Raw genomic sequence first — 12,210 nt, forward strand, 5'->3', positions numbered from 1 at the left:
ATAATTACTGGGTTAAACACCTGAATTACACAATCATCACGGAAGAAATACCAATTTTATGATATTTTTTAAATGTTCATTAAACAAAATTCGCTACCTATATGGAGGTTATTTCCACGATAGGGGTCATGTGAAATATGTTTTTTGATTTGAAAGTGCCGATCTTCGGCAAAAGACACGACGAATTATACACCGCCCTTGATGAAACGCAGGCGATAATCGACTTTACGGTTGATGGTACTATCCTGAATGCCAACAACAAGTTCCTTGACATCATGGGTTATGAGCTTGCTGAAATAGTGGGCCAGCACCACCGCATTTTCATGGACGCTGCGGAAGCGCAGAGCCCAGGCTACGACGCATTCTGGCGTGACCTGCGGGCTGGAAAATGCCGGTCAACCACCTTCAAGCGCATTGCCAAGGGCGGCAAGCCGATATGGCTGCAGGCCATCTATCTGCCCATGCGCGACATGCACGGCAATGTCAGCCACGTGCTGAAACTGGCGAACGACCAAAGCGCTAATCATGAAGTTGACCTTGACATGCGCGGCAAGATGAAAGCGCTCGACACCGCGCAAGCCGTTATTGAATTCAACCTCGACAGTACAGTCATCACCGCCAACAGGAATTTCCTTGCCACCATGGGCTATGAACTGGAAGAGATTGTTGGCCGATCTCACAGCCTGTTTGTGCCGGAGAAGCATAGAAAAACACCAGAGTATCTAGCCTTCTGGGATGACCTGCGTGCTGGCAAGTCCTTACGCACCCAGTTTATGCGCCTTGGCAAAGGTGGCAAGGTCGTCTGGCTTGAGGCCAGCTATAACCCTATTCTGAATGACGAAGGCCAGCCCATCAAGGTGGTGAAGTTCGCTACTGACATTACAGAACGCAAACTGAGAAACGCCGACTATGAAGGTAAAATCAAGGCCATCAACAAGGCCCAGGCCGTTATCGAATTTGAACTGGATGGCACCATCATAACGGCGAACGATAACTTCCTCGCGGTTGTTGGCTACCGGCTGGATGAAATCAAAGGCAGGAAACATAGCCTGTTTGTCGATGAAGGCACACGCCAAAGCAAAGAATACGCGGCATTCTGGCAGGCACTTGGCAAGGGACAATTCCAGTCTGCGCAGTACAGGCGCGTCGGCAAGGGCGGACGCGAAATATGGCTGCGGGCGACGTATAATCCGGTTCTTGGCCCGGACGGCGAAGTTGTCAAGGTGGTGAAATTCGCAACCGACATCACCAATGTGCATGTGGATCGCATGCGGCGTGAGGAAGTGGCAAAAACTGTGTTTGGCGATCTGGACCAGATACTTGCCAGTTCGCGGGTCGCGGATGAGCAGGCGACATCAGCCTCGTCCGCCGCGACAGAAACTGACGCCATGGTGCAAACTGTTGCTGCGGCAGCCGAAGAACTGAACGCGTCGTTTCAGGATCTCGCCCACAGTGTCGCGCTGGCACGGACATCGTCCGACAAGACCGCGGAGGATGCCCAACTCGCCAACACCTCAACACAGGAGTTGAAAACAGCCGCCACTGCCATGAACAAGATTGTGGAGATGATCGAGGACATCGCGGCCCAGATCAACCTTCTCGCACTCAACGCCACGATTGAGTCTGCGCGCGCAGGCGAAGCCGGGCGAGGTTTTGCCATTGTGGCGGGTGAAGTCAAGGGTCTGGCGACGCAGGTTGCCGCAGCAACCGGGCAAATCTCTGAGGAGATTGAGCATATGCAGTCCGTATCCGATACGGCAGCCAATCAACTTTCAAGCATAACAGCATCCGTTCATGACCTTCAAACCAGCGTGACCGGCATCGCCGGCGCGATTGAAGAGCAAAGTGCTGTCACGCGGGAAATCTCTGCGAACATGCAAACCGCTGCGACCTCAGTCGCCGACATCAACCAAAGCCTGTGCACTTTGGCGGGCGAGGTTGATAACACACACCAGCATGCGGAACACGCCAGCAATCAGGTTACTGCGATCAAATAACCTGCGTAAGGCCAAGTGCTTCGTTGAAGGCCCGCACCGCAGCCGCGGGGCCTTCAGCATGCTTCCACACCGCTGAGCACACCGCAACGAAATGTGCGCCCGCTTCCGCGAGTTCGCCGCAATTCTCCGGGGTGATGCCACCAATGGCCACACAGGGGATCTCGGTTACCTCGTCCCACACGCTCAGGAGATCAACCTCGGGCTGATATTCCGTGGTTTTGGTCTCGCTCGGGAAAAACGCACCAAAGGCAACATAATTGGCGCCCTCCTCCCCGGCCTTATACGCAAGGTGCAGGCTATCATGACAGGTGACGCCAATATCCTTATTGTGCCCCAACAGAGTGCGGGCCGAGGGCACATCGCCGTCATCCTGGCCTAGGTGCACGCCATCCGCGTCCACTTCTGCGGCGATATCAGCGCGGTCATTGATAAAAAAGGCCACATCATACTTGTGGCAGATAGGCATGAGCGCCTTGGCCGCCTTGATGATCTCATCATCCTCAGCTCCTTTGAGGCGAAGCTGCACACAGGCAACGTCGCCCGCCGCCAGCGCGTCATCCAGCAGGCTGGCAAACGCGGCCAGGTCGGTGATTTCATCCGGGGTGATCAGGTACAGCCGACAAGCTTCCGGGTTTTGCGACATGGTATGCTCCTACCTCAATTGACTGCGGTTCCCTCGCATATGCCCGATTTTACCGGCCGCGGGAAGTGGCGTCTGTTAAAAACAACAAAAACGGGGCAGCCAAAGCCGCCCCGTTCGCAATAGTTGTCTGTTGTGGCTTTTAGGCGTCAGCCATCGACTGGCCCTGCGCACCAAGGTCCTTGAATGCTTCGTCAAGGCGCGCGGCCATCGACTCTTCACATTTCCTCAGCCACACACGCGGATCATACTGTTTCTTGAACGGTGTGCCGGTTTCAGGGTGAACCTGCCATTTGAACGCGTCCGGGTTCTCATTCACATACTGGCCCGCCGCGCGCGAGAAGGCGAACTGGGTGTCGGTGTCGATGTTCATCTTGAACACGCCGTATCCAACCGCCTCGGTGATCTTCTCTTTCTCGGAGCCCGAACCGCCGTGGAACACAAAGTTCAGCGGGTTATCACCCGTACCGCGTTCTTTTGCGACAAGCGCCTGGCTATGTTTCAAAATCTCAGGTCGCAGCTTCACATTACCCGGCTTATAGACGCCGTGCACATTACCAAACGATGCAGCAACGGAAAAATGGCCAAGGGGCGTCAGCAGGTCATAAGCCTTCAGCACGTCTTCCGGCTGAGTATAAAGGCTGGGGTTCTCGAAGTCGTCCCCCACGTCGGCACCGACACCGTCCTCTTCACCACCGGTCACGCCAAGCTCGATTTCAAGGCTCATGCCCAGCGGCGTCATGTCCTTCAGAACGCGCGCGCAAACGTCAAGGTTCTCGTCAATCGCCTCTTCCGACAAGTCAAGCATATGGCTGGTGTACAGCGGCACACCTTCACGCTTGATATTCTTGCGGCTTTCTTCCACCAGCGCCTCAACCCACGGCACCAGGCTCATATTGGCATGATCAGTGTGGAGGATAGCACAAATGCCGTAATGTTCGGCCAGCAACTGTACGTGACGGGCAGCGGATACCGCGCCCAGAACCTTGGCGCCAAAGCTGTCTTTCATGCCCTTACCGGCATAAAACTGTGCACCGCTGTTGGAGAACTGGATGATCACATCCGAACGGTTTTTGGCGGCGGCTTCCATCACTGCGTTGATGGAGTTGGTGCTCACCACATTCACGGCGGGTAGCGCATAGCCCTTGTCCTTGCAGTTCTGGACGAGGGCCGCATAGTCTTCGCCGAATACGACACCTGGTTTCATGATAATTCCCTGTATTTTCCAGCTTTTTGGGGCCCGATTCTTTTGTTTTATGTTGCGTGGAACCGGTGGGCTCTAGATACACAAATGCCCGATCTGCTGCAACGCAAGATGGGATGAAAAACCCTATTTTCACTAGTATTTACTGGAAACTTGTCGGCTTTATGGAAATGGCAGCGCTGTCAATTTAGCATGGTCATTTTCCCGCCCGACTCGGGACACAAAAAAAGCCCCCGACTGGTTGGGCGGAGGCTTTGCTGATTCGGATGATAAAATTAGCCGAGCGCAACCACGCCGGGAAGCTCCTTGCCTTCCATCCACTCAAGGAAGGCGCCACCTGCCGTTGAGATATGAGTGAAGTTATCCTTCACGCCGGCATGCGCGAGCGCCGCCACGGTGTCCCCGCCACCCGCCACAGTCAAAAGCTTGCCCTCGTCCGTCAGCTTGCCAGCAGCTTGCGCGAGACCAACGGTTGCCGCGTCGAAGGGTTCCATCTCGAACGCACCCATCGGGCCGTTCCACACCAGCGTCTTGCACTCCGCCAGCACTTTAGTGAGCGTACTGACGGTGGCTGGGCCAGCATCAAGGATCATCTCATCCTGCGCCACGGCGTCCACCGCCTTCACCTTGTTTTCGGCACATGCCTTGAACTCTTTGGCGACAACCACATCGGTTGGCAGGTGCACGGCACAATCGGCTTTTTGGGCGTTTTCCAGAATCCGCAGCGCCGTGTCCTTCAGATCCTTTTCGCACAGGCTGGCGCCCACGTCGTAGCCTTGTGCATAAAGGAAGGTGTTTGCCATGCCACCACCGATGATGAGGTGGTTTACCTTGGCGACAAGGTTTTCAAGCACAGCCAGCTTGGAGGACACCTTGGCACCGCCTACAACAGCCACCACCGGGCGTTTGGGCTCCCCGAGCGCCTTTTCAAGCGCTTCCAGTTCCGCGCCCATGGTTTCGCCCGCCGCAGACGGCAGCAGATGCGCCACAGCTTCAGTGGACGCATGCGCCCGGTGCGCGGCTGAGAAAGCATCGTTGACATATACGTCACCAAGGGCCGCGAACTTTTTCGCAAGCGCCGGGTCGTTTTTTTCCTCGCCGGGGAAAAAACGGGTATTCTCGATCACCACCACCTCATCGTCGGGCAGCTCGTCACCCAGCTCCGCAAAACCGACAGAGCGGCCAAGCACGCTTGCAAGCGCCGGCACAACGGGCTTCAGGGACATCTCTGGCACCACCTCACCCTTCGGCCTGCCAAAGTGCGCGAGAAGGATCGAGCGGCCGCCTAGGGCCGCGATAGCATCCACCGTCGGTTTCACAGCCTGCAGCCGGGTGTCGTCCGACACCTTGCCGTCAGCCATCGGCACGTTGAGGTCAACACGCACAACGGCGGTCTTGCCGGTGAGGTCACCAAGGTCGGAAATACGTTTGAAAGCCATTGATCAAAACTCCGAAAAATCTGGTTGGACAAAAAAGGGCGACCTAATGGGCCGCCCTATGTTTGTTCGCTTATCAAAGCTTAGCCGAGTTTGGCCATCGCAACCGCGGTGTCGGACATGCGGTTGGAGAAGCCCCATTCGTTGTCGTACCAGGTCAGGATACGGACGAACTTGCCGTCGATAACCTTGGTCTGGCTGCTGTCAAACGTCGAGCTGTTCGGGTTGTGGTTGAAGTCAATGCTCACGGCGGGCATGTCTTCGTAACCGAGTACGCCCTTGAGCTCGCCTTCAGCCGCAGCCTTGATCGCCGCGTTGATCTCATCCGCTGTTGTCGCGCGGGCGGCATCAAACTTCAGGTCAACCATGGAAACGTTTGGCGTTGGCACACGCACAGCGGAACCGTCAAGCTTGCCAGCCAGTTCCGGCAGCACAAGGCCGACAGCTTTCGCGGCACCCGTTGAGGTCGGGATCATGGAAAGCGCAGCAGCACGCGCACGGCGCGGGTCCGAGTGCAGGGTGTCGAGGACCGGCTGGTCGCCTGTGTAGGCGTGAACGGTGGTCATGTACCCACGCTCGATGCCCACGAGGTCATTGAGGACCTTGGCAACCGGCGACAGGCAGTTGGTGGTGCAGGACGCGTTGGAGACAACCGTATCCTCCGCCGTCAGGCTGTCGTGGTTCACACCATAGACGATGGTTTTGTCGGCATTTGCGCCCGGTGCCGAGATCAGCACTTTTTTGGCGCCAGCGGTCAGATGCATCGCGGCCTTGTCACGCGCGGTGAAGATGCCGGTGCATTCCATCGCCACATCGACCTTTTCTTCACCCCATGGCAGTTCCTCAGGGTTGCGGATGGCGGTCACGCGGATGCGGTCACCGTTCACAACGATAAAGTCACCGTCAACACTTACCTCACCCGGGAACGGGCCGTGTACGCTGTCACGCTTGAGAAGGTATGCGTTCATATCAACATCGCCAAGGTCGTTGATGGCAACAACCTTGATGTCGGTACGGCCGCTTTCATAGATGGCACGAAGCACGTTACGGCCGATCCGGCCAAAACCGTTGATGGAAACACGAACTGTCATCCGCGGGGTCCTCCTGGAAAATTGATGGTCAGTAGGGGCAATATTTTGTGGTTAAGACTTTCTTAAAGCTTCTCGCGCACCGCTGCAACAAGCGCGTCAGCCGTGATGCCAAAATGCTTGTAAAGTTGGTCCGCAGGCGCTGATGCACCAAAGCTGTCGATACCGATATTCACGCCGTCAAGGCCGGTGTATTTAGCCCAGCCATATGAGGAAGCTGCCTCGATTGAGCCACGGACGGTGCCTTCCGGCAGTACGCTCGCCTTATAAGCAGCGTCCTGCGCGTCAAACAGCTCAAGGCACGGCATGGAAACCACGCGGGTCGGCACGCCGTCCGCTTCCAGCGTCTCGCGGGCGGCAACGGCAAGCTCAACCTCAGAGCCGGAGGCCATCAGCACCACCTTTGGCGCACTGGAGGCTTCCTTGAGGATGTACCCACCCTTGGCACAAAGGTTCTCGTCCGTATGATCAACACGCTGCTGGATGGTACCTTGGCGTGTGAGCGACAGAACGGAAGGTGTTTCCTTGCTCTCGAGCGACAGTGCCCAGCACTCGGCTGTTTCAACAGCATCACAGGGCCGGAACACGTTCAGGTTCGGCATCGCGCGCAGGCTCGGAATATGTTCCACCGGCTGGTGGGTCGGGCCGTCTTCGCCAAGACCAATGCTGTCATGCGTCATCACATAGATGGTGCGCTGTTTCATCAGCGCCGCAAGGCGGATCGCCGGACGGGCATAGTCGGTGAACACAAGGAAGGTGCCACCATAAGGCACATGCTGGCCATACAGCGAGATACCATTCATCGCCGCGCACATTTCAAACTCGCGGATGCCGTAGTACATGTAACGGCCGGAAAAATCATCTGCCGTGATGGGCGCTGTCTGGCTGGTTTTTGTAAGGTTGGAGCCGGTAAGGTCAGCCGAGCCACCGATCGTCTCGGGCACCACGCCATTGATCACTTCAAGCGCCATCTGGCTTGCCTTGCGGGTAGCAACCTTTACAGGCTCAGCAGCAAGCTTGGCTTTATATTCGTTGATCGCGGCGGTGAAGCCTTTCGGCATGTCTTTGTTTGCGCGGCGCTCAAAGTCTTCTTTCACGAAAGCGTCGAGACCGTCGAATTTCTTCTTCCACTCAGCCGATACAGTTTTGCCGCGGCTGCCAGCTTCAAGCCATGCGTCCCGCACATCAGCCGGGATTTCAAACGGAGCATGGTCCCAACCGAGAAATTCACGCGTTGCCTTGATCTCGTCATCACCCAGCGGCGCACCGTGGGTCGCCGATGTACCCTGTTTGTTGGGGGCACCATAGCCAATGGTGGTGCGGCAAGCGATCATCGAAGGCTGGTCGCTGTTCTTGGCTTCCTGAATGGCAGCTTCAACGGCTTCCATATCGTGACCGTCAACAGCCTGCACGTGCCAGCCAGCGGCTTCAAAGCGTGCGCCGTGGTCCTCGCTGGTGGAAAGATCGGTGCCGCCATCGATGGAGATGGAGTTATCGTCCCACAGCACAATCATCTTGGAAAGTTTCAGGTGACCGGCCAGCGAAATTGCTTCCTGGCTCACACCTTCCATCAGGCAACCATCACCAGCCAACACATAGGTATAGTGGTCGGTAATGTCGGTGCCATATTCGGTGTTCGACAGACGTTCTGCAATCGCCATGCCCACGCTGGTGGCGAGGCCCTGCCCAAGCGGGCCGGTTGTCGTCTCGACACCCGGACATTCGCCAAACTCGGGGTGGCCTGCGGTCGGGCTGTGAAGCTGGCGGAAATTCTTGAGATCGTCCATCGTCGGGCGCTCATAGCCTGTCAGGTGCAGCAGCGAGTAAATGAGCATGGAGCCGTGACCTGCGGACAGCACAAAGCGGTCCCGGTTCGGCCATGTTGGCCACGCGGGATCGAAGTTCATGAATTTCGTGAACAGGACCGTTGCCACATCGGCCATGCCCATGGGCATGCCGGGGTGGCCCGAGTTGGCTTTCTGTACCGCATCCATCGAAAGGGCGCGGATCGCGTTGGCCATACGGGTTTGCAGGAGGTCTTCTTGGCTGATTTCAGTATCGTGCATCTTGGTCTACTTGTCTCTGGGGCTGTGCGACCCGCACGCGGCCTTGGTGGTAGCCACGAGAGGAGCGCCGAAAAATTTGGGCCAAAATGGCCGGGAAGGCCCCGCTAGTCAACCGAGAAGCCGCTTTTAGGCCGGTAAAGCCCGCTTTTATTAGCCGCGGCATGTGCGATGGCGATTGACGCCGCCGCCCCCGAACACCTATCTTCGGCGGAAACATGCCGAATCCGGCCCCGCACACCACTGTGCATCGCGGCTGGCAAATGGGGGACCATAACCATGGCTGACAACAACAAACCGACCGAGCTTGAAGGTGCCCGCACGCGACTCGAAAGCGCGCTGTCCCGTCTTGCGCAGGGTGTGGCCAGTACACGCGAGACCGTCAACGCCGCCCGCGAGATTGCTGAAGAGAAGATGGCGCTCGTGGAACGAGTGACCACGCTTGAGAAGGAAAACCTGAAGCTCCATGAGCAGGTGGCGGCCAATGCGCTGATAGAGGTACCTGAAGACCAGTCCGAAGCTCTTGCCGCACTGGAGGCGGAAAAAACCGCGCTTGAACAGAACTATCAGCTACTCAAGCGTCAGTATGCCCATCTGCAGGACGAGCTTGAGGCAATGGAAAATGCCAAGGGCACGGAATGGAATGGTGATGACGCAAGCCCGGAACTTGCGGCGGAAAATGCCAGGCTCAAGAACCGCATCACGGAACTTGAGGCTGAGCGCAGCGGTGTGCGGGCGGAGCTGGACGGCGCAATCGGCCGCCTTGAAACCATGGTAGGGAGTGCATAAAAATGGCGCAGATCAATGTATCAGTTAACGGCAAGACCTACCCGCTTGTATGCGCGGAAGGCGATCAGGAGCGCCTCACCAAACTGGCGACCTATGTGAATGACAAATGCAAGGACCTGACATCCAAGCTTGGCCATGTGGCGGAAAACCGCCTGCTGCTGATGGCTGCGGTGCTGATCGCGGACGAACTGCATGACAGCATGTCCACTGGCGGTGGTCCCGGCCTGGTAGGCGGTCTGACAGAAGCAGACATGGCGACGGTCCTCAATGAAGTGGCGGCTGAAGTTGAAGGCATCACCGACCGGCTGAGTGCGGGTTAGGAAGCAAGGCGATTCATGAACCAAGTTTCAGTCAATTTGAAAACCGGTAGCAAGGCAGAACTGCGAATGGTGGAAGATCATCTGCTCAGGCAGCCACGCAACAAGGACGTGGCCGCCAAGCTGATGCGTATTCATGAGGCACTGGCCACGCGGGAATTCCCCGACCTTGAGTATAAAAACTACCTGAGCACCAAACACAAGGCAGGCGTTAGAGACTATCTGGAAGTTGGCGTGCGCTGGGGTGACGCGCTGATGCTGGCGGCACCCGGCTGCAAGGCCGTTGGCGTGGACCCGGCCTTTGACATCAAGCACCCGCTTGAGTGTGAGCCCACACTCTATGGCATGCTGAGCGACGATTTTTTCTTCGAGCACAGCGAACGATACGCGCAGGCGTTTGACCTGATCTTCCTTGATGGCCTGCACGAAGCCCGCCAGACAGCGAAGGACATTTATCACGCGCTTTCTGTGCTGAAACCAGGCGGTGAGATCCTGTCACATGACGTGCTGCCAATCTCGCTTGCTGTTGCCACGCCAACGCAGCAGACCCGCTTCTGGACCGGCAACGTATGGCAGGCGGCCTATGCCTTTGCGCACAAGGACTTCCCACTGAAGTGGGAATTTATCGAGGCGCACCCAAGTGGCTTGTTCCGGCTTTATGACATCGACCCCGATTGCCGCCCCTCACGCCAGTTGATCATGGAGCGTGTCGCCGAAGCTTCAGCAATGAAGTTCAACGACGCGGGCGAGCTGCTTGACTTCCTGCGCAGCCTTTAGGCACACATCACAATCGGGGTAGCGCGCACGCCTGCTATTGCATAGTGGCGCGTGAAGGCTTACATACACGCCCGCGGGCTCTGCACTGTGCGTGCGATACGCAGTAACCCCTGGGGCTATAAATACCTCTAGGGAGCTGTCCCTGGGCGGGACCGTGGTCCCATCCAAACGGCGCCCACCTGACTTGTCAGGTTCCAGAGGGTACAAACTTCAAACGGCAGTCGCGGTCCCCGCACCCACAACCCAACAAACCACCCTCAGGAACGCCAATACCATGACCACCGTCCAAGACAAAATGACGATGCGGGAAGACGCAAAACGCATTCGTATGGGCGCGCATGAGATGTATGGCATCAAGGCGGCGGAAGCTGCAGCACGCCATGGTCTTGGGCTTTTCAACAGTTTTGAGAAACAGGCCATCATCGGTGCGTACCTGCCGATGGGTGATGAGCTTGATCCCAGATTCCTGATGCACGCCCTCGCCCGCGCGGGCTACCGCACCGCACTGCCGGTGGTGACCGCGAAGGCAACGCCGCTGAGCTTCCGCCTGTGGGCGGAGGGGGACCCGCTGGACGCTGGCCCCTTTGGCACCATGCATCCAACCGCCGAAGCCCCCGACGTGGTGCCCAGCGCGCTGATTGTGCCCCTGCTTGCCTATGACGCGGACTGTTACCGCCTTGGCTGGGGCGGCGGCTATTATGACCGCACGCTTGCCATGCACAGCGAGATAAAGGCTTTTGGCTTTGCCTTTGGCGCCCAAATCGTTGATCATGTGCCCAGAGAGGCGCACGACTGGCCGCTTCAGGGCGTGATCACCGAAGAAGGCGTGATTCTGCCACGCAAGCAGGCTGTATAGCCGTCACCGCGCCATAACCAACCAGTAGGCACTGATTTTTATGCGACTTTTGTTTTTGGGTGACCTCATGGGCCGGTCCGGCCGCACTGCCGCCGATAGCGCCCTGCCCACCTTGCGCGAGAAACTGAAACTCGATTTTGTTGTCGTTAACGGCGAAAACGCCGCCTCGGGCTTTGGCATCACCAGCAAGATCGCCGGCAGCACCATTCAGGCTGGCGCCGATGTGATCTCCGGCGGCAACCACACCTTCGACCAGAAGGAAATCCTGTCTGCGATTGACAATGACGACCGTATCTTGAGGCCGATCAACTATCCCGAAGGCACGCCGGGGCGCGGCTTCGCGCTTTATAATGCCCCCAGGGGCAAAAAGGTGCTGGTCATCAACGCCATGGGCCGCGTGTTCATGAACGCAATGGAATGCCCGTTCCGCGCCGTTGATGCGGTGCTCAAAAAATACCGCCTTGGTGTGACGGCCAACGCCATTATCGTGGATTTTCACGGCGAGGCCACGTCAGAGAAAATGGCCATGGGCCACTTCCTTGACGGCCGCGTCAGCCTTGTTGTCGGCACCCACAGCCATGTGCCCACCGCAGACTGCCAGATATTGGATGGCGGCACCGCCTACCAGACGGACGCAGGCATGTGCGGCGACTATAACAGCGTGATTGGCATGAATAAGGAAGAGCCCATCAGCCGCTTCCTGACCAAAATGAACAAGGAACGCTACAGCCCCGCCGACGGCGAGGCCACCATCTGCGGCACCTTCGTCGAAACCGACGACCGCACAGGCCTCGCGAAGCGCATCGAGCCGCTCAGGATGGGCCCACGCCTGATGGAGCATGTGCCGAGCCTCTAAGCCTCGCCACACGTCGTCATTCGACGACTTGATCGGCGAATCCACACCCGCCAACGCACCCCAACGCCACCATGGACTCACCGGTCAAGCCGGTGAGTGACGGGAGGGAGAAAAGGCAGAAGAGTATACTGTTTTGCGTCAGACACACCATGAAACTAAGGCCGGACAAATCCATCATTCCGCCAGT

At 57.4% G+C, this 12,210-nt stretch carries 11 protein-coding genes and 1 other RNA gene; 7 read left to right on the forward strand and 5 right to left on the reverse strand.

All coding sequences use genetic code 11. The annotated features are described in order from the left end of the window. Nucleotides 1-137 precede the first annotated feature (137 nt). Complete coding sequence (locus OEU85_RS06830; RefSeq protein ID WP_262690716.1) at nucleotides 138-1,997, forward strand: methyl-accepting chemotaxis protein; 1,860 nt, start codon at nucleotides 138-140, stop codon at nucleotides 1,995-1,997. On the opposite strand, the gene thiE is transcribed toward OEU85_RS06830, so the two are convergent. The 5 genes from thiE to tkt form a co-directional block, all read right to left on the reverse strand. Beyond that, complete coding sequence (gene thiE, locus OEU85_RS06835) at nucleotides 1,990-2,640, reverse strand: thiamine phosphate synthase (protein ID WP_262690717.1); 651 nt, start codon at nucleotides 2,638-2,640, stop codon at nucleotides 1,990-1,992. The genes OEU85_RS06830 and thiE overlap by 8 nt on opposite strands. A 139-nt stretch (nucleotides 2,641-2,779) precedes the next feature. Continuing rightward, nucleotides 2,780-3,844, reverse strand: coding sequence for a class II fructose-bisphosphate aldolase (gene fbaA / locus OEU85_RS06840; RefSeq protein ID WP_262690718.1), 1,065 nt, complete (start codon nucleotides 3,842-3,844; stop codon nucleotides 2,780-2,782). 272 nt (nucleotides 3,845-4,116) lie between these two features. Next, nucleotides 4,117-5,280 (reverse strand): phosphoglycerate kinase, encoded by a 1,164-nt coding sequence (locus OEU85_RS06845; protein ID WP_262690719.1) that lies wholly within the window; start codon nucleotides 5,278-5,280, stop codon nucleotides 4,117-4,119. A gap of 80 nt (nucleotides 5,281-5,360) precedes the next feature. Further along, the gene (gene gap / locus OEU85_RS06850) at nucleotides 5,361-6,368 is read right to left on the reverse strand and encodes a type I glyceraldehyde-3-phosphate dehydrogenase (protein WP_262690720.1); all 1,008 of its coding nucleotides are present in this window, start codon (nucleotides 6,366-6,368) and stop codon (nucleotides 5,361-5,363) included. Nucleotides 6,369-6,430: 62 nt separating this feature from the next. Further along, entirely contained in the window at nucleotides 6,431-8,431 is a 2,001-nt protein-coding gene (tkt, locus tag OEU85_RS06855; protein ID WP_394805388.1) for a transketolase, read from the reverse strand. A gap of 276 nt (nucleotides 8,432-8,707) precedes the next feature. On the opposite strand from tkt, the gene OEU85_RS06860 reads away from it, so the two are divergent. From OEU85_RS06860 to OEU85_RS06885, 6 genes are all read left to right on the forward strand, one after another. Next, nucleotides 8,708-9,217 carry a hypothetical protein gene (locus tag OEU85_RS06860; RefSeq protein WP_262690721.1) on the forward strand — a complete coding sequence of 170 codons (510 nt, stop codon included), beginning with the start codon at nucleotides 8,708-8,710 and terminating at the stop codon, nucleotides 9,215-9,217. A 2-nt stretch (nucleotides 9,218-9,219) separates the two neighbouring features. Beyond that, nucleotides 9,220-9,537 carry a cell division protein ZapA gene (locus OEU85_RS06865; RefSeq protein ID WP_262690722.1) on the forward strand — a complete coding sequence of 106 codons (318 nt, stop codon included), beginning with the start codon at nucleotides 9,220-9,222 and terminating at the stop codon, nucleotides 9,535-9,537. Nucleotides 9,538-9,552: 15 nt separating this feature from the next. Beyond that, nucleotides 9,553-10,311, forward strand: a complete 759-nt coding sequence (locus OEU85_RS06870) for a class I SAM-dependent methyltransferase (protein ID WP_262690723.1) — start codon at nucleotides 9,553-9,555, stop codon at nucleotides 10,309-10,311. A 74-nt stretch (nucleotides 10,312-10,385) separates the two neighbouring features. Further along, nucleotides 10,386-10,545, forward strand: a non-coding RNA gene (gene ssrS, locus OEU85_RS06875) — 6S RNA. 40 nt (nucleotides 10,546-10,585) lie between these two features. Continuing rightward, nucleotides 10,586-11,167 carry a 5-formyltetrahydrofolate cyclo-ligase gene (locus OEU85_RS06880; RefSeq protein WP_262690724.1) on the forward strand — a complete coding sequence of 194 codons (582 nt, stop codon included), beginning with the start codon at nucleotides 10,586-10,588 and terminating at the stop codon, nucleotides 11,165-11,167. A 40-nt stretch (nucleotides 11,168-11,207) separates the two neighbouring features. Next, nucleotides 11,208-12,023 carry a TIGR00282 family metallophosphoesterase gene (locus tag OEU85_RS06885; RefSeq protein WP_262690725.1) on the forward strand — a complete coding sequence of 272 codons (816 nt, stop codon included), beginning with the start codon at nucleotides 11,208-11,210 and terminating at the stop codon, nucleotides 12,021-12,023. The last annotated feature ends 187 nt before the right edge of the window (nucleotides 12,024-12,210 follow it).

It is taken from the genome of Kordiimonas aestuarii (genome assembly GCF_025574465.1).
Lineage (GTDB): Bacteria > Pseudomonadota > Alphaproteobacteria > Sphingomonadales > Kordiimonadaceae > Kordiimonas > Kordiimonas aestuarii.